Here is a 16,854-nt window from a genome sequence, read left to right as displayed (position 1 = left end):
GCACCCGTCACGCTCGTCACACCCGTCATGCCTTCAGCGAGTCCTTGCGGTACAGCCAGGCGGCGGCACCGGTGAAGAGTACGAAGTACACCGCCAGGATCGCCACGTCCTTCAGGTGCGGTGCGCCCCCGAGCTCGATGGCCTGGCCGAGGCCCGCGTACGCCCGGGTCGGCAGCCACTCGCAGATGTTCTGCAGCCACTGCGGGAAGTTGGCCGTCGGCATCCACAGGCCGCCGAGGATCGACAGGCCGAAGTAGAACAGCATCGTGATCGGGCGGACGGTGTCGCCGCTCGCGAGGTAGCCGATCGCCACGCCGAGGGCGGCGAAGACCAGGCTGCCGGCCCAGATGGAGCCGGTGAGGGCGAGCCACTGCCAGGCGTCGAAGCGGACGCCCTTGACGCCCGCGGCGACCGCGAACACGACGAGGATGGCGGGCAGGGAGAGCACGCCGGCGCTGGCGGTCTTGCCGAGGACGTAGCCGCGGCCGGGCAGGGCGGTCAGCCGCAGCTGGCGGACCCAGCCCTTCTCGCGCTCCTTGGCGATGCGCTCGCTGTTGCCCATCAGGACGGCCGTCAGGGCGCCGAAGGAGGCCATGGCGACCATGTAGAAGGCGGGCATGGTCAGTTCGGTGCCCATGACCTTCGTCGTGCCGTCCAGGGTGCCGCCGAGCATCAGGAACAGCGCGGCCGGGTAGAGGACGGTGAAGAACAGGTACTTCTTGTTGCGCAGGGCGCGGCCGATCTCGAGCCGTATGAGCTGGAGCGTTCCGGTGGTCGGCATTACTTGGCCTCCTCGGCCTCGGTGAGGGCGATGAAGGCCTGTTCCAGGCCCAGCCCGGCGACTTCCAGGTTGCGGGGGTAGAGCCCCAGGGCGTAGACGGCGTGGACGGTGGCGTCGGCGTCGCGCGACTGGAGCCTGACCGTGTCGCCGTGGCGCTCGTAGGCCGTCAGGTGGGGCAGGGCGCGCAGCGCAGCCTCGTCCACCGGGGCGTCCGCGGCGAGGTCGAAGGCGATCCGGCGGGCGCCGGCCTTGGCTTTGATCTCGGCGGCGGTGCCGTCGGCGAGCAGCCGGCCCTTGTTGAGGACCAGGACCCGGTCGGCGATCGCGTCGGCCTCTTCCAGGTAGTGGGTGGCGAAGAGGACGGTGCGGCCCTGGGCGGCCTGCTCGCGCATCGTGGCCCAGAAGGCCTGGCGGGAGGTGACGTCCATGCCGGTGGTCGGCTCGTCGAGGACGATCAGGTCGTTGTGTCCCGCGGTGGCGAGGGCGAAGCGGACGCGCTGCTCCTGGCCGCCGGAGAGCTTGTTGACCATGCGGTCGGCGATCTCGGTGATCCCGGCGCGGCTGAGCACCTCCTCGACCGGGTAGCGGCGGGGGTGCAGGGCGCAGCCGAGGGCGACGATCTCCCGTACGGTCACGTCCTCCATCAGGCCGCCGCTCTGCAGCATCGCGCCGACCCGGCCGGCTGCGATGGCCTCGCGCGGGGTGGTGCCGAAGAGGCGGACGGTGCCGGAGTCTGCGGGGCGCAGGCCCAGCAGCAGGTCGAGGGTGGAGGACTTGCCGGCGCCGTTCGGGCCGAGCAGTGCGACGGTCTCGCCGGGGTGGAGTTCGAGGGAGAGGCCGTCGACCGCGCGGACCGCGCCGTAGTTCTTGGTCACGTCGTGGAAGGCCACCACGGGGCCGGCGCCGGGTCCGGTGTCCTGGGCGGCGGTGGTGTGCGCCGGGGTCGTCGTCGTCATGACGGAAGATTCCCCCGTACGGGGGTGCGCGCGGCAGTGTCTGCGGTCGTGAGCAGTGGATGACAGATGTCATGCGGTCGGCATGACGGCCCGGCCGCGCCCGGCGGCGGGGCCGGCGGCGGACATGGCGGAGCCCCCGCCCGGGGTCGGACGGGGGCTCGTGTGCAGCCCGGCTGCCAGACGGCCTAGTTGGGGTTGGTGTTGATGGTGGCGGTCCGCTCGGCCGTGGTCTTGCCGCGCAGGGCCGTGCCGAGCGCGCCGGCGACGTCCTGCGGGGTGACCGCGGTCTTCTCGCCCGTGCCGCGCGTGATCAGGACGCCTTCGAAGGTGTTGCCGTACGTCGCCTTGAGCGCTTCCAGGTCGTACTTCTCGACCAGGTGCCCGTCCACGACCTGCATGCTGAGGATCTTGGGCAGGGACTTGGCGCCGAAGGGGATGGACTTGGTGCCGGCCTTGACCGTGGCGGGGGCGGACATCGCGGGCTCCGCGAACTCCTTCATGGCCCGGTTCAGTTCGACCTGGTCGACGACCGGGTTCTTGGCGACGACCGGGAGTTCGACCGGGGCCGACTTCCCGGTGGCGACCATGTCGCGGAAGGCCTTCTTGACCAGCTCCGCGGAGGCGTCCGCGTCCAGGGTGGAGCCGGGCTTGCCGGGGACGGCGACGGCCTTGCCCGTGTCGAACGTGATGGTGCCCTCGGTGGCGGTGCCGGCGGTGCCGGCCAGCTCCTGGAGCGCGACCTGGAGCTTCTCCTCGTCGATCGGCATCACGGGTTCCGCGATGCGCTCGTTGCCGAGGAGCGAGCCGATGACCGTGACGGGGTTGTAGTCGCTGCCCGCCGCGTTGCGGACGGTGGTCTGGGCGTCCAGGCTCAGGCCGGCCTTCTCGGGCTTGAGCTCGACCGGCTTGCCGCCGACGGTGAGCGTGAGCGGGGCCGCGGCGCGGTTGCCGAAGGCCGTCTGGAGCTTGCCGACGGCCTCGTCGCGGCTGCCGCTGATGTCGACGCCGAGGACGGTGGTGCCCTTGGGGACGTCGGAGTGGTTCAGGAGCAGCCCGGCGCCGTAGGCCACGCCGAGCAGGGCGATGAGCCCGCTGCCGAGGAGGACCAGCTTGGAGCGGCCCTTCTTGATCTTGGTCGGCGTCGCACTGGCCGGCTTCGGGCGCGCGGGGGCGGCCGGTGCCGGGGCGGGGACCGGAGTCGGGGCCGGGATCGGCGGGAGCGGTTCGTCCAGCTCGGGTCCGGGCCACCGGGGGGACTCGCCGCCCTGGGGGGCGCCGAGCGGGACGGTGCCGAGCGCGGGGCCGCCGGTGGGGCCCGCCGGGGCGCCGGGGCCGCCGGGGCCTGCCGGGCCGCCGTACGCGGGGAACGGCTCCGTGGCGGGGCCGCCGTCGCCGTAGCCGGGGACGCCCGGGGGCGTGCCGACGCCGGGGCCGCCGGGCCGCCGGGCCGCGAGCGGCGCGCCGGGACCGGGGCCGGGGCCGCCGGGACCGGGGCCGCCGGGTCCGTAGCCGGGCCCGGCCGGAGCGGGCGGCTGGGCGAAGCCCTGGGCGGGGGTGTCGAAGCGGGGGCCGGCCGGGGCGCCCGTACGCGGACCCGCGGGGCCGGGGGCGCCCGGGGCGAAGCCGGACGCCGGAGCGCCCGGAGCTCCCCCGGCGGGCGGGGCCGGGGTACGGGTCGGCAGCGCGGGCGCAGGGCCCGCCGCGGCCGGGGTACGGGTCGGCAGCGCCGGGGCCGGAGCCGGCGCGGGCGCAGCGGCGGCCGGCTTGCGGGGGGCGAACCAGTTGCTGGTCGGCTCCTCCGGCTCGGCGGCCGGCTCGGGCTCCGCCGCGGCCTGCGCGGCGGCGGCCTCGGCCTCGGGCTCCGGCTCCGCGGCGGCAGCCGCCACGGGCTTGCGTACGACCACCGGCGGGATCGGCCGCGAACCCGGGATGTTGATCCGGATCCGGGTCGTCAGGGTGGTCTCTGTCTTCGGCCCGTCGGTGTCGGGCGTGGACGGGTTCGAGGTCACAGAGTTCTCCTCCGAGGCAGTCGCCGCGCCGGGCCCGGACGGCACGGGCAAGGACGGGTACTGGCCGGTTCCGTACGGCGGTGTACCCGAGGGGTAAGCGGCTCCACCGCGCCCCTGGGGCCCGGAGGACGAACTGTCGGTTTCACGACTCAAGGCAGGTTCTCCCGGTTGGCTCCGCCGCCCGTCATACCGTGCGCGGGCAGCTCGGCGGCCCGACCACCATACTGGCCGTCGCCCTCGCGCAACTGTCCTAGGGGAATCAGGGGTTCCCCTTCGGGTCTTCCAGAGCCCGTCCGAGCAGCCCGGAAGTCCCGGCCCAACCCCCGTGAACGCGCACCTCGACGGAGTTCAACGGCACGTCACTTGCCGGACTGCGCGGCCGAAACCGGTCCCTCGAAGGGGCCGCGCAGCGTGGCGCACATCACAGCCAGCACCGTCCCGCCCAAAAGGTAGGCGTACATACCGATTCCGGACGAACTGAGCAGGAAGTCCCCCTCGGGGCGCGGGGCGCCGAGCAGCACGTACGCGAGGAACCAGCCGATCACGCCGGCGCCCACCCCCAGCCCGGTCCCGACGGCGATCCGGCCGCCGAGGAACAGCCCGAAGAGCGCCAGCAGTCCCAGCAGCAGCCCGCCGGGGAACCACAGGTCCACGACGAGCCAGCCGGCGATGCCGGTCAGCACTCCCGCCACCAACAGGCCGAGCAGGAGGGCGATCCGCGCGGGCGTCAGGGTTCCGGTCATGCCTGCACCCCCGCGAACAGGTCGTGCTCGCGCTCGCCCGCCGGGGCGCCCGGCCGGCCCGCGACCAGTTCGTAGTACTCGCGGGCGAACAGCGGCTGCGCGAGGTCGTTGGAGAGGGCGAAGACGGGCCCCTCCACGGCGATCTGGGTGGCGTGGGCGCGCATCGCGGCCGCCTTGGCCGCCACGAACGCCTCGTCGGCCCCGATCTCGGCGGTGATCCGCTCGTCCGCGACGACACCGGGCACGTCGTCCGGCGAAGCGAGCCCCGGGAAGGGCGCCTTGGCCTCCCCCCCGACCACCGTCGGGGGGTGCGCCCAGGCCGCCTCCAGCCGGGCGAAGCCCTCCTCGACCACGGAGCGCGGGACCCGGTTCCAGTAGATCTTCTCGATCTCCCACGGGTCGCCGAGGTCCCGGCGGTACGTGGCCTCCGCGGCCAGCTCCGCGCCGCGCATGGCGACCCGGTGGGCCTGGATGTGGTCAGGATGCCCGTAGCCGCCGTCGGGGTCGTAGGTGACGAGCACCTGCGGGCGGACCTCGCGGATGACCTCGACCAGGTGGGCGGCGGCCTCGTCCACGTCGGCGGACCAGAAGGAGCCGGGGCGGCGGTTCTGCTCGGCGCCCATCATCCCGGAGTCCCGGAAGTGGCCGGGGCCGCCGAGGAACCGGTGGTCGGTGACGCCGAGTTCCGCCATGGCGGCGGCGAGCTCGCCGATGCGGTGGGCGCCCAGGGTGTCGTCGCGGTCGGGCGCCAGGTGGGCGAGTTCGGGCGGGATGACCTCGCCCTCCTCGCCGAGCGTGCAGGTCACGAGTGCGACGTGGGCACCCTCGGCCGCGTACTTGGCCATGGTGACGCCGTTGTTGATCGACTCGTCGTCCGGGTGCGCGTGCACGAGGAGAAGCCGACGGGCGGGAAGACCGTTCATGGGGGCAAGACTACGAGGACCGGCCTACAACTTGAGCCCACTGATCATGCTGGCCACGTTCGTGGTCAGCTGGCTGAGGGTCGGCGCGATGGTCGAACTCGCCAGATAGAACCCGAGGAGCACACAGACGACGGCGTGTCCCGCCTTCAGGCCCGACCGGCGGACCAACAGGAAGACGACGATCGCCAGCAGCACCACGGCCGAGATCGAGAGTGCCACGGCGTTTCACCTCCACGTCGAGCGGACATCGGTACGCGTACTCGTACTCAGTGCTCGGCGGAGTCATACCCACCGTGCGCTACGGATCATAACTATCCGTACCAGCGCATCGATCGAATTCCGGCAGCACGAGGGGCGCACGCCGTGCATGCGCAGGGTCACGGGGGAGGCCGGCCGGGGAGCCTGTACGCCTCCCCGGCCGACTGTCGGCACCCGCACGGCCGCACGGGACCCAGGCTGCACGCCCCAGATCTCGGGACAGAAACGGTCAAGTTGCCTGCGTGTAAACCACGTTGGCGGAAAAGCTGCCCTGACGGAGCGAATCCGCGCGGGGTGGCCGGATTTCGCCCTTCGGGTCTGCGCCGGTCATTCCTTCGCCTGCGGGGCCGGCGGGGCGGGAGGCGGGGGAAGCTCGCCGGAAGGCGGCACGACCTGTTTCTCCGCCGCGAAGTGGCAGGCCGAGGGGTGGGCCGCCGGACCGGACGGGAAGACCTCGGGGACGGCCAGCAGCGGGACCTCGTCCGTGCAGCGCTGCTGCGCCTTCCAGCAGCGGGTGCGGAAGGGGCAGCCCGAGGGCGGGTTGGCCGGGGAGGGCACGTCACCGGTCAGGATGATCCGCTCGCGGTGGGCGCGCGCCTGCGGGTCCGGGACGGGCACGGCCGACAGCAGGGCCTGGGTGTAGGGGTGGGTGGGGTGGTCGTAGATCTGGGTGTCGGTGCCGATCTCCACCACCCGGCCCAGGTACATCACGCCGACCCGGTCGGAGATGTGCCGGACGATCGAGAGGTCGTGGGCGATGAACACGTACGACAGGTCGAACTCGTTCTGGAGGCGGTCCAGCAGGTTGATGACCTGGGCCTGGACCGAGACGTCGAGCGCGGAGACCGGCTCGTCCGCCACGATGACCTCGGGCTGCAGGGCGAGTCCGCGGGCGATGCCGATGCGCTGGCGCTGGCCGCCGGAGAACTGGTGCGGGTACCGGTTGATGTACTCCGGGTTCAGCCCGACCACGTCGAGGAGCTCTTGGACCTTGCGGCGCCGGTCGCCCTTCGGGGCCACCTCGGGGTGGATGTCGTACGGCTCCCCGATGATGTCGCCGACCGTCATCCGGGGGTTCAGCGAGGTGTACGGGTCCTGGAACACCATCTGGATGTTGCGGCGGACGGCTCTGAGCGCCTTGCCGGACAGCTTGGTGATGTCCTCGCCCTTGTACGAGATCGCGCCGGCCGTCGGGCGTTCCAGGTTGACCAGCATCTTGGCGACCGTGGACTTGCCGCAGCCCGACTCGCCCACGATGCCGAGGGTTTCGCCCCGGGCGAGGCCGAACGAGACCCCGTCGACCGCCTTGACGGCGCCGACCTGCTTCTTGAACAGGATGCCCTGGGTCAGCGGGTAGTGCTTGACGAGGTCCCTGACCTCCAGGATGGGCTCAGCCACCGAGGCACTCCTTCCAGAAGAAGCACGCGCTCGCGCGGTCCGGGCCCACCTGCGCGAGCGGCGGGACGTCGGTGCGGCAGACCGCCTGCGCCATCGGGCAGCGCGGGTTGAAGGCGCAGCCGGGCGGGATGGCCAGCAGGTTCGGCGGCAGGCCCTTGATCGCGTAGAGCTCCTGGCCCTTCTGGTCCAGGCGCGGGATCGAGTCGAGCAGACCCCTCGTATAGGGGTGGGCGGGTGCGGCGTAGATCTCGTGGACGGGGGCGGCCTCGACGATCCGGCCCGCGTACATGACGGCGATCTTGTCGGCCACGTCCGCGACCACGCCGAGGTCGTGGGTGATGAGGATGAGCCCCATGTTGAGCTCGCGCTGGAGCTCGGCCAGCAGGTCCATCACCTGGGCCTGGACGGTGACGTCCAGTGCCGTCGTCGGCTCGTCCGCGATGATCAGGGAGGGCTCCAGGGCCAACGCCATCGCGATCATGATGCGTTGGCGCATGCCGCCCGAGAACTGGTGAGGGTAGTCCCCCACCCGCTCCTTCGCCCCCGGGATCTTCACCCGGTCCATCAGCTCGACGGCCTTGGCCTTGGCGGCCTTGCGGGACATCCCGCGGTGGACCTCGTACATCTCGCCCAGCTGGGCGCCCACGCTGAGCACCGGGTTCAGGGAGGACAGCGCGTCCTGGAAGATCATCGCCATGCCGGCGCCGCGGATCTTCCGCCGCTCCTCCTCCTTCATCTTCAGCAGGTTCTTGCCCTTGAAGAGGATCTCGCCGCCCGCGATCCGGCCCGGCGGTACGTCCAGGATGCCCATCACGGCCTGGGCGGTCACCGACTTGCCCGAGCCGGACTCGCCGAGCACGGCGAGCGTCTCGCCCTCGTCCACCGAGTAGTTGACGCCGTTGACGGCCTTGGCGACTCCGTCCCGCGTACGGAACTCCACATGGAGGTCGCGGACTTCGAGCAGCATGTGCCCACTCCTCAGCGCAGCTTGGGGTCGAGGGCGTCGCGCACCGCGTCGCCGAGCATGATGAACGCGAGCACCGTCAGGCTCAGCGCGCCCGCCGGATAGAGCAGCATGTGCGGGGCGTTGCGGATCTGCGAGGCCGCGTTGGAGATGTCGATGCCCCAGGAGACGGTGGGCGGGCGCAGGCCGACGCCGAGGAACGACAGCGTGGCCTCCAGGGCGATGTACGTGCCCAGGGCGATGGTGGCGACGACGATGACGGGCGCGACGGCGTTGGGCGCGACGTGCCGCAGCAGCATCCGGCCGTTGCCGGCGCCGAGGGCCCGGGCGGCCTGGACGTAGTCGTTCTGTTTGGCGGTGATGACGGAGCCGCGGCCGATGCGGGCGATCTGCGGCCAGCCGAGCAGCACGATGAAGCCGACGACCGGCCAGACGGTGGTGCTGGTGACCACGGACAGGAAGACCAGGCCGCCGAGGACGACGGGGATGCCGAAGAAGATGTCCGCGACCCGGGAGAGCAGCGCGTCGCCCCAGCCGCCGAAGAACCCGGCGAGCCCCCCGAGCACCGAGCCGAGCAGGGCGGCGCCGAGGGTGGCGCAGACGCCGACGGTGATGGAGGCGCGGGCCCCGTAGACGGTTCGGGTGTAGACGTCGCAGCCCTGGGTGTCGTAGCCGAAGGGGTGGCCGGGGGCGGAGCCCTGCTGGGACTTGGACAGGTCGCACTGCAGCGGGTCGCCGCTGGCGATGAGCTGCGGCCAGATCGAGATGACCACGAGGAAAAGGATCATCAGCGAGGAGATGACGAAGACGGGGTTGCGGCGCAGCTGGTGCCAGGCGTCGGACCACAGGGAGCGGGCCCTCTCGGTCGGGCCGGTGGGCGCGTCGCCCAGCTTCTTCTCGAGGCTCTCGGCCTCCTCGAGCGCGAGGTCTATGGGCCCGCCCAGGCCGGTGGGCGCGATGGCCTCCCCGTCCGCCGGCTGGAGCGGGTCGAAGACGGGCTCGTTGCGCTCAGGCATAACGAATCCTCGGGTCCAGGACCGCGTAGAGCAGGTCGACGAGCAGGTTCGCCACCAGGAAGACGATGACGAGGATGGTCACGAAGCCGACGACCGTCGGGGAGTTGTTGCGCAGGATGCCCTGGTAGAGCTGGTATCCGACGCCGTGGATGTTGAAGATCCGCTCGGTGACGATGGCGCCGCCCATCAGGGCGCCGATGTCGGTGCCGATGAAGGTGACGACGGGGATGAGCGAGTTGCGCAGCAGGTGGCGGGTGACGACGCGGCGGCGCGGCAGGCCCTTGGCGACGGCGGTGCGCACGTAGTCGGCCTTGACGTTCTCGGCGATGGAGGTGCGCGAGAGCCGGGTGACGTAGGCGAGGGAGACCAGCGCGAGCACGATGCCGGGCAGGATCAGCTGGTTGAAGGGGGCGTCCGGGGAGACGGTGGGCCGGACCCAGCCCCATTGGACGCCGAAGAGGTACTGGAGCAGATAGCCCGTCACGAACGTCGGCACGGAGATGACGACGAGGGTGAGGACCAGCACGGTGGTGTCGACGGACTTGCCGCGGCGTAGGCCGCTGATCACGCCGAGGGTGATGCCGACGACGATCTCGATGACGATCGCGACGATGGTCAGGCGCAGGGTGACGGGGAAGGCGGAGGCCATCAGCTCGGTGACGGGCTGGCCGTTGAAGGCCGTGCCGAAGTCGCCCTGGAAGATCTGGCCCATGTAGTGGAGGTACTGCTCCCACAGCGGACGGTCGAGGTAGAGGTCCTTGCGGATGCGCGCGGCGGTGGCGGGGTCGGGCGCCTTGTCGCCGAACAGGGCCGCGACCGGGTCGCCGAGCGCGTACACCATGAAGAAGATCAGGAACGTACTGCCGATGAACACCGGGATCATCTGGAGCAGCCGCCGGATCACATAACGTCCCATGGACTGCTCCAGGATCGATCCGACGGAGGGTCAGCTGACCTTGATCTCGTTGTAGACGGGGACGCTGAACTGGTTGAGCGCCACGTCCGTGAGCCGCTCGGCGTAGCCGGCGCTGCCGTTCTGGTACCAGAGCGGGATGGACGGCATCTGCGCGGCGAGGATCTTCTCGGCGTCCTGGAACTTCGTGATGGCCTTGGCGGCGTCGCTCTCCTGGTTGGCCTCGTCGACGAGCTTGTCGAAGTCCGGGTTGCTGAACTTCCCGTAGTTGGAGGAGGCGCCGGTGTAGTAGAGCGGCTGGAGGAAGTTCTGGATCAGCGGGTAGTCGGCCTGCCAGCCGGAGCGGAAGGGGCCGGTCAGCTTGAAGGAGCTCTGCTGGTTGCGGAAGTCGGCGAAGGTGCCGATGGGGTTGACCGTGCAGACCGGGCCCTCGCCGAGCGCGTTGTTGATGCTGTTGCAGACGGCGTCCATCCAGTCGCGGTGCGAGCCGGTGTCCACGTTGGACGTCAGCGTGACCTTGCCGCCGGGGAGCCCGCCGGCGTCCTGGATGAGCTTCTTGGCCGCGGCGGGGTCGTACTTGCAGGCGTCGCCGCAGAGCGTGGCGTTGAAGCCGCCCTTCTCGCCGAGGGCCGGGGAGGTCCAGTCCTTGGCCGGGGTGCGGGTCTCGCGGAAGATCTGCTTGGTGATCTCGTCGCGGTTGATCGCCATGGAGATGCCGCGGCGGACGTTCTCCATGCCCTCCTTGCTCCACTGCGGGTCGTACAGCGGGAAGGTGAGGGTCTGGATGATGAGGGCCGGCTGGTTGATGTACCGGTCGCCGAGGTCGTTCTTGACGTTCTTCAGCTGCTGCGCGGGGACGTCGTCGACGAGGTCGAGGTTGCCGGAGATCAGGTCCGTGTAGGCGGTGTTGTTGTCGGTGTAGACCTTGAGGTCGACTCCGCCGTTCTGCGCCTTGTCCTCGCCCGGGTAGCCGGCCCAGGTGCGCAGCTTCATGCCGGTGCCCTTGGTGTACGAGTCCACCGTGTACGGGCCGTTGCCGATCGGCTTGTTCAGCCAGCCGGCGTGATCGCTGAAGAAGGCCTTGGGCAGCGGGGAGAAGGCCTGGTAGCCGAGGGTCTCGGGCCACGTGGAGAACTTGTTCTTCAGGGCCACCGTGAAGGTCTTGGCGTCCTTGACCACCAGCCCTGACATCGTCTTGGCCTTGGGCTCGCCGGACGCCGGGTGGACGTCCGCGTAGCCGACGATGTCGGAGAAGAACGGCGCGTTGTTCTGCTTGTTGCGCACGTCCGCGCCGTAGTTCCAGGCGTCCACGAAGGACTGCGCGGTGACCGGCTCGTCGTTGCTGAACTTCCAGCCGTCCTTCAGCGTGACGGTGAAGTGCTGGCTGTCGGTGGTCTCGATCTTCTCGGCGAGCATGTTGTTGGCCTCGCCGGTCTTCGGGTCGTACCGCTTGAGGCCGCGGAAGAGCATGTCGAGGACCTTGCCGCCCTGGACCTCGTTGGTGTTGGCCGGCTCCAGCGGGTTCTGCGGGTCACCCCACGAAGAGCTGACGATTCCGGTGTCGCCGCCACCGCCTCCGCCGCTGTCGCTGCCGCCGCCGCAGGCCGTCGCCACGAGGGCGACGGCCACTGCACATGCGGCCCACTTGGCGTGGGTGGCTCCGCGCATGGAGTGCCTCCTATGGCTCCCAAGACTCACTTGGGCCCCATGTCACCCTATGTGGGCGCCCGAGTACTCCCGGTTCGGCCGATTGCACCCTCGCGTCTCCCGCCTGTCACCCCTGCGGGTGCAAAGGCAGCTCCCAGGTGTCGACGGCGTAGTGCAGGCCCATGCCGTGTGCCTCGTAGAGCGCGAGGGCGCCGGTCTCGTTGTGGACGTCCACGCCGAGGCCGACGGTGTCCCGGCCGCGGGCCGCGTAGGCGGCGAAGCCGTGGCGCAGCAGGAAGCCGCCGATGCCGCGGCCCCGCTGGTCCGCGCGGACGCCGATGTGGCTGAGCCAGCCCATGCTGGTGCGGTCGTCGCGGGTCAGCAGGACGCCCACGTCGCCCTCGCCAGGCAGGCTCGCGATCCAGACCAGCGACCAGTCGAGCCGGCGGGCGTCGAGGTGGTCCAGCCATGCCTCGTACGGGCGCTCCGCATGGCCGAAGTGGGCCGCGAAGGTCGCCTCCACCAGGGCGTGGGCCCGGCGGCGGTCGGCCTCGACGGCGGCGCAGTCGCGCAGGACGAGCCCCTCGGGCGGGACGGGAGGCAGGTCGGCGGCCGGCGCGAGGGCGCGGGTCATCACCTGGTAGCGGCGTACGGTGCGGTAGCCGCGGCCCGGCAGCAGATCGGCGTCGAGGGTGGGCTTCACGTTGAGCTGGAGCCGCAGGACGGCCCCCTGCGCGCCGGCGGCGAGCTCGCGGGCCCGGATCTCCATCAGCTCCAGCAGTCGGACGGCGGCTTCGCGGTGGCCGGGCAGGACGTAGTGGTCGCAGTCGACCCTGCCGGGTCCGGAGTCGGTCCACACCAGGGCGTACGCGACGAGCCGGCCGCCCTCGAAGGCCAGCCAGGAGTCCTTCGCCAGATCGACCTCGGGGTGGTGCAGATCGGCCTCGACGGTCCCGAGGTCGGTCTCCGGTCTGCCGATCTCGAAAACGTCGACGGCGTTGAGCAGGGCGCAGATGTCGGGCGCGTCCCCGGGCCCTGCGGGCCGTACGGTCAGCGTGCTCCGGCCCCGGTGGCCGTACGGTGTCTCGCGCATCCGGACACTGTCGGCCCCGGCGCGGCACGACCGCAACTCCCTTTCGGCGCGCCGCCGCACGCAAAGGGCGCCCGGGCCGGAGGAATCCGGTCCGGGCGCCCTTGACTGCGTACGGCGGTGCGGGTCAGACGGCCAGGACGGCCTTCTCCTCCGCGAAGTGGCACGCCGACTCGTGCGCGGCCGGGGTGTTCACGCCCTGGAAGCGCGTCGGGATCGCCAGCAGCGGCTCCTCCGTGGTGCAGCGCTCCTCGGCCTTCCAGCAGCGGGTGCGGAAGCGGCAGCCCGACGGCGGGTTGGCCGGCGAGGGGACGTCACCGGTGAGGATGATCCGCTCGCGGGCCTCGCGGACCTCGGGGTCCGGGACGGGCACGGCGGACAGCAGGGCCTGCGTGTACGGGTGGGTGGGGTGCTCGTAGATCGCGGCGTCGGAGCCGATCTCGGCCATCTTGCCCAGGTACATGACGCCCACACGGTCCGAGATGTGCCGGACGATGGAGAGGTCGTGCGCGATGAAGACGTAGGACAGGTCGAACTCGTCCTGGAGCTTCTCCATCAGGTTGATGACCTGCGCCTGCACCGACACGTCGAGCGCGGAGACCGGCTCGTCGCAGATGATGATCTCCGGGTTGAGCGCGAGGCCGCGGGCGATGCCGATGCGCTGGCGCTGGCCGCCGGAGAACTGGTGCGGGTACCGGTTGATGTACTCCGGGTTCAGGCCCACGACGTCCAGGAGGTCCTGGACCTTGCGGCGCCGGTCGCCCTTGGGAGCCACCTCGGGGTGGATCTCGAAGGGCTCCCCGATGATGTCGCCGACCGTCATGCGCGGGTTCAGCGAGGTGTACGGGTCCTGGAACACCATCTGGATGTTGCGGCGGACGGCCTTCAGGGCCTTGCCGGACAGCTTGGTGATGTCCTGGCCCTTGTAGAAGACCTCGCCGGCGGTGGCCTTCTCCAGGCTCATCAGCAGCTTGGCGACGGTGGACTTGCCACAGCCGGACTCGCCGACGATGCCGAGGGTCTCGCCCCGGTAGAGGTCGAAGGAGATGCCGTCGACGGCCTTGACCGCGCCGACCTGCTTCTTGAACAGGATTCCCTGGGTCAGCGGGAAGTGCTTGACCAGGTTGCGCACCTGGAGGATCGGCTCGCCCTTGGGCTTGGTCAGGTCAGCCATGGATCTGCTCCTTCCAGAAGTGGCACGCGCTGCTGCGGCCGGGCAGCTCGGCGCCGTCCCGCTCGGTCACCTGGTGCAGGACGGGCACGTCGGTGCGGCAGGCGTCCTGGGCCTTGGGGCAGCGCGGGTTGAAGGCGCAGCCCGAGGGGATCTTGAGCAGGTTGGGCGGCAGGCCCTTGATCGCGTAGAGCTCCTGGCCCTTCTGGTCCAGGCGCGGGATCGAGTCCAGCAGGCCGCGGGTGTACGGGTGCGCCGGGCGCTTGTAGATCTCGTGGACCGGGGCGTTCTCGACGATCCGGCCGCCGTACATGACGGCGATCTTGTCCGCGACGTCGGCGACGACGCCGAGGTCGTGGGTGATCAGGATCAGGCCCATGTTCATCTCGCGCTGGAGCTCCGCGAGCAGGTCCATGACCTGGGCCTGGACCGTCACGTCGAGAGCCGTGGTCGGCTCGTCGGCGATGATCAGGTCCGGCTCCAGAGCCATCGCCATGGCGATCATGATGCGCTGGCGCATACCGCCGGAGAACTGGTGCGGGTAGTCGCCCACGCGCGCCTTGGCGGCGGGGATCTTCACGCGGTCCATGAGCTCGACGGCCTTGGCCGTGGAGTCCTTCTTGGACATCCCGCGGTGGACGCGGAACATCTCGCCGAGCTGGGCGCCGACGGTGTGCACCGGGTTCAGCGAGGAGAGCGCGTCCTGGAAGATCATGGCGATCCGCTGGCCACGGATCTTGCGGAAGTCCTCGGCCGGGAGCTTCAGCAGGTCCGTGCCCTGGAAGAGGATCTCGCCGGACGGGATCTTGCCGGGGGGCATGTCGAGGATGCCCATGATGGCCTGCGCCGTCACGGACTTGCCCGAACCGGACTCGCCGAGGACGGCGAGGGTCTCGCCCGAGTTGACGGAGTACGAGACGCCGTTCACGGCCTTGGCGATGCCGTCGCGGGTGTGGAACTCGACGTGCAGGTCGCGCACTTCGAGCAGGGGGGACGCGTCGGAGGCGGACCGGGGTCCGGGGACGCTCGAGGTCTTTTCGGTGATGGTCAACGTACGCCCTTCCTCAGCGCAGCTTCGGGTCGAGGGCGTCGCGCACCGCGTCGCCGACCATGATGAACGCGAGCACGGTGATGCTCAGCGCGGCGGCCGGGAAGAGGAGCACGTGGGGTGCCTGCAGCCAGCGGATGGAGGCGTCGCTGACCATCAGGCCCCAGGAGATGCCGGGCGGCTGGACGCCGATGCCCAGGTACGACAGGGCGGCCTCCGCACCGATGTACACACCGAGGCTGATGGCTCCGACCACGATCACGGGGGCGATGGCGTTCGGCAGGATGTGGCGCACCGTGATGCGCATCGTGCCGGCGCCGAGGGCGCGGGCGGCAACCACGTAGTCGTTGTTCTTGTTCTGCAGCACCGAGGACCGCATGATGCGGAAGATCTGCGGCCAGCCCAGCGTGGCCATCACGACGGACACGGTCCAGGCGTTGCCCTTGCCGAGACCCGACATGATCAGCATGCCGCCGAGGAGCAGCGGGATGGCGAAGAAGATCTCGGTGAAGCGGGACAGGATGCTGTCGGTCAACCCGCCGGCCCAGCCGGCCAGCATGCCGAGCGCACCGCCGATGACGACGACCAGGGTGGTGGTCACGACGCCGACGATGATCGAGTTGCGGGCCGCCCACACGGTTCGCGTGTAGACGTCGCAGCCCTGGACGTCGAAGCCGAACCAGTGGTCGGCGCTCGGCGTCTTCAGGGAGTCGCCCAGCTGGCAGGCGTTGGCGGCGAAGGGGCTGCCGGAGGTGAACAGCTGCGGCACCGCGGCCAGCAGGAGCAGGAAGAGGACCAGGGCGGCACCGATCAGGAAGATCGGGTTGCGGCGCAGGTCGGCGAGGGCGTCGGACCAGAGGCTGGCCTCTCGCTCCTTCGGCGCCTTGCCGGTGTCCTTGGTGGCCCGGCCGCTCGTGGAGGGAGCGCCCGCGGTCTGGGTGTCGGTCAACTCATCCCCCACCGTTGTTGTGTCACGCATAGCGGATCCTCGGGTCGAGCACGGCGTAGAGCATGTCCACGATCAGGTTGGCGACGAGATACACGATGATCAGGAGCGAGACGACGCCCACGATCACGGTGCCTTCCTTGCGGTAGACCGACTCGGCCAGCAGGCCGCCGATCCCGTGGATGTTGAAGATCTTCTCCGTGATGACCGCGCCGCCCATCAGACCGCCGAGGTCGGCGCCGAGGAAGGTGACGATCGGGATCAGCGCATTGCGCAGCGCGTGGCGTCCGATGACGCGGCGGCGCGGCAGGCCCTTCGCGGTGGCGGTGCGCACGTAGTCGGCGCGCATCGTCTCCATCAGGCTCGTACGGGTGAGTCGGGCCACGTACGCCAGCGAGGTCGAGGCGAGCACGAGCGCCGGGAGGAGATAGGCGCGGATGCCGTCGTTCTCGTTGAAGGAGACGGGGAAGAAGTCGATGCCCCAGCTGTTCTTCAGCTGCACGCCGAGCGTCAGCTGGAGGATGAAGCCACTGACGAAGACCGGGATGGAGATGACCATCAGCGTCGAGAGCAGGACGAGCTGGTCGAGGAACTTGCCCCGGCGCAGGGCGGCCATGATGCCCGCGAAGACGCCGACGACGGCCTCGATCACGAAGGCCACGATCGCGAGGTTCATCGTGTACGGGAAGGACTCGGTGATCTTGTCCCAGACGGATCGTCCGGTCAGGGTCTCTCCGAAGTTCCCCTGGATCAGGTTGGAAATGTAATTCCAGTACTGCGACAGGAAGGAGTCGTCGAGGTGGTACTTCTCGCGAAGCATCGCGGCGACGACCGGGTCTGCCTTCTTCTCTCCGGCCAGTGCCTGAATCGGGTCACCGGGGAGCTTGAAGGACAGCCAGTAGATCAGGAACGTGGCACCGATCAGTACAGGGATCGCCTGTATGAGTCGGCGGATGAGGTAGCGGCCCATCAGACCTCCAGCGGAAGAACA

General features: G+C 70.3%; 16 protein-coding genes. All 16 read right to left on the bottom strand.

What is annotated here, in order from left to right; genetic code table 11:
- Positions 1 to 25 precede the first annotated feature (25 nt).
- Entirely contained in the window at positions 26 to 781 is a 756-nt protein-coding gene (locus ACZ49B_RS00185; protein WP_468298939.1) for an ABC transporter permease, read from the bottom strand.
- Positions 781 to 1,737: an ABC transporter ATP-binding protein gene (locus tag ACZ49B_RS00180; RefSeq protein WP_468298937.1), complete on the bottom strand. Its 957-nt coding sequence runs from the start codon at positions 1,735 to 1,737 to the stop codon at positions 781 to 783. The genes ACZ49B_RS00185 and ACZ49B_RS00180 overlap by 1 nt, the downstream gene beginning before the upstream one ends.
- A gap of 185 nt (positions 1,738 to 1,922) precedes the next feature.
- Positions 1,923 to 3,899, bottom strand: a complete 1,977-nt coding sequence (locus ACZ49B_RS00175) for a peptidoglycan binding domain-containing protein (protein ID WP_468298935.1) — start codon at positions 3,897 to 3,899, stop codon at positions 1,923 to 1,925.
- A gap of 206 nt (positions 3,900 to 4,105) precedes the next feature.
- Positions 4,106 to 4,489: a DUF6113 family protein gene (locus ACZ49B_RS00170; RefSeq protein ID WP_468298933.1), complete on the bottom strand. Its 384-nt coding sequence runs from the start codon at positions 4,487 to 4,489 to the stop codon at positions 4,106 to 4,108.
- A complete protein-coding gene (gene mshB, locus ACZ49B_RS00165) occupies positions 4,486 to 5,412 on the bottom strand; it encodes an N-acetyl-1-D-myo-inositol-2-amino-2-deoxy-alpha-D-glucopyranoside deacetylase (protein WP_468298931.1) in 927 nt (308 codons plus the stop codon). Before mshB ends, ACZ49B_RS00170 begins: the two co-directional genes overlap by 4 nt.
- Before the next feature lie 24 nt (positions 5,413 to 5,436).
- Positions 5,437 to 5,631, bottom strand: a complete 195-nt coding sequence (locus ACZ49B_RS00160; RefSeq protein WP_030291103.1) for a hypothetical protein — start codon at positions 5,629 to 5,631, stop codon at positions 5,437 to 5,439.
- Positions 5,632 to 5,997: 366 nt separating this feature from the next.
- Positions 5,998 to 7,068: an ABC transporter ATP-binding protein gene (locus ACZ49B_RS00155; RefSeq protein WP_468298928.1), complete on the bottom strand. Its 1,071-nt coding sequence runs from the start codon at positions 7,066 to 7,068 to the stop codon at positions 5,998 to 6,000.
- On the bottom strand, positions 7,061 to 8,035 hold the full coding sequence (locus tag ACZ49B_RS00150; RefSeq protein WP_468298926.1) for an ABC transporter ATP-binding protein: 975 nt from the start codon (positions 8,033 to 8,035) through the stop codon (positions 7,061 to 7,063). The genes ACZ49B_RS00155 and ACZ49B_RS00150 overlap by 8 nt, the downstream gene beginning before the upstream one ends.
- 11 nt (positions 8,036 to 8,046) lie before the next feature.
- Positions 8,047 to 9,048, bottom strand: a complete 1,002-nt coding sequence (locus tag ACZ49B_RS00145; protein ID WP_468298924.1) for an ABC transporter permease — start codon at positions 9,046 to 9,048, stop codon at positions 8,047 to 8,049.
- Positions 9,041 to 9,964, bottom strand: coding sequence for an ABC transporter permease (locus ACZ49B_RS00140; RefSeq protein ID WP_053784538.1), 924 nt, complete (start codon positions 9,962 to 9,964; stop codon positions 9,041 to 9,043). The genes ACZ49B_RS00145 and ACZ49B_RS00140 overlap by 8 nt, the downstream gene beginning before the upstream one ends.
- 30 nt (positions 9,965 to 9,994) lie before the next feature.
- Complete coding sequence (locus tag ACZ49B_RS00135; RefSeq protein WP_468298922.1) at positions 9,995 to 11,629, bottom strand: peptide ABC transporter substrate-binding protein; 1,635 nt, start codon at positions 11,627 to 11,629, stop codon at positions 9,995 to 9,997.
- Positions 11,630 to 11,735: 106 nt separating this feature from the next.
- Entirely contained in the window at positions 11,736 to 12,701 is a 966-nt protein-coding gene (locus tag ACZ49B_RS00130; protein WP_468298920.1) for a GNAT family N-acetyltransferase, read from the bottom strand.
- Between the two features lie 124 nt (positions 12,702 to 12,825).
- On the bottom strand, positions 12,826 to 13,872 hold the full coding sequence (locus tag ACZ49B_RS00125; RefSeq protein ID WP_468298918.1) for an ABC transporter ATP-binding protein: 1,047 nt from the start codon (positions 13,870 to 13,872) through the stop codon (positions 12,826 to 12,828).
- Positions 13,865 to 14,920 carry an ABC transporter ATP-binding protein gene (locus ACZ49B_RS00120; RefSeq protein WP_468298916.1) on the bottom strand — a complete coding sequence of 352 codons (1,056 nt, stop codon included), beginning with the start codon at positions 14,918 to 14,920 and terminating at the stop codon, positions 13,865 to 13,867. Before ACZ49B_RS00120 ends, ACZ49B_RS00125 begins: the two co-directional genes overlap by 8 nt.
- A gap of 13 nt (positions 14,921 to 14,933) precedes the next feature.
- The gene (locus ACZ49B_RS00115; RefSeq protein ID WP_468298914.1) at positions 14,934 to 15,896 is read right to left on the bottom strand and encodes an ABC transporter permease; all 963 of its coding nucleotides are present in this window, start codon (positions 15,894 to 15,896) and stop codon (positions 14,934 to 14,936) included.
- Entirely contained in the window at positions 15,889 to 16,833 is a 945-nt protein-coding gene (locus ACZ49B_RS00110) for an ABC transporter permease (RefSeq protein ID WP_468298912.1), read from the bottom strand. The genes ACZ49B_RS00115 and ACZ49B_RS00110 overlap by 8 nt, the downstream gene beginning before the upstream one ends.
- Positions 16,834 to 16,854 lie beyond the last annotated feature (21 nt).

The sequence above is a fragment of the Streptomyces sp. NPDC031132 genome (assembly GCF_055570595.1).
Note: the sequence above shows the minus strand (reverse complement) of the source record. Positions and strands in the feature narration are given on the sequence as shown.

Excerpts from the sequence above, each read along its gene's own strand:
- ACZ49B_RS00185 (WP_468298939.1), bottom strand. The coding sequence starts at position 781 with ATGCCGACCACCGGAACGCTCCAGCTCATACGGCTCGAGATCGGCCGC.
- ACZ49B_RS00180 (WP_468298937.1), bottom strand. The coding sequence starts at position 1,737 with ATGACGACGACGACCCCGGCGCACACCACCGCCGCCCAGGACACCGGA.
- ACZ49B_RS00170 (WP_468298933.1), bottom strand. The coding sequence starts at position 4,489 with ATGACCGGAACCCTGACGCCCGCGCGGATCGCCCTCCTGCTCGGCCTG.
- mshB (WP_468298931.1), bottom strand. The coding sequence starts at position 5,412 with ATGAACGGTCTTCCCGCCCGTCGGCTTCTCCTCGTGCACGCGCACCCG.
- ACZ49B_RS00150 (WP_468298926.1), bottom strand. The coding sequence starts at position 8,035 with ATGCTGCTCGAAGTCCGCGACCTCCATGTGGAGTTCCGTACGCGGGAC.
- ACZ49B_RS00145 (WP_468298924.1), bottom strand. The coding sequence starts at position 9,048 with ATGCCTGAGCGCAACGAGCCCGTCTTCGACCCGCTCCAGCCGGCGGAC.
- ACZ49B_RS00140 (WP_053784538.1), bottom strand. The coding sequence starts at position 9,964 with ATGGGACGTTATGTGATCCGGCGGCTGCTCCAGATGATCCCGGTGTTC.
- ACZ49B_RS00135 (WP_468298922.1), bottom strand. The coding sequence starts at position 11,629 with ATGCGCGGAGCCACCCACGCCAAGTGGGCCGCATGTGCAGTGGCCGTC.
- ACZ49B_RS00130 (WP_468298920.1), bottom strand. The coding sequence starts at position 12,701 with ATGCGCGAGACACCGTACGGCCACCGGGGCCGGAGCACGCTGACCGTA.
- ACZ49B_RS00125 (WP_468298918.1), bottom strand. The coding sequence starts at position 13,872 with ATGGCTGACCTGACCAAGCCCAAGGGCGAGCCGATCCTCCAGGTGCGC.
- ACZ49B_RS00115 (WP_468298914.1), bottom strand. The coding sequence starts at position 15,896 with ATGCGTGACACAACAACGGTGGGGGATGAGTTGACCGACACCCAGACC.
- ACZ49B_RS00110 (WP_468298912.1), bottom strand. The coding sequence starts at position 16,833 with ATGGGCCGCTACCTCATCCGCCGACTCATACAGGCGATCCCTGTACTG.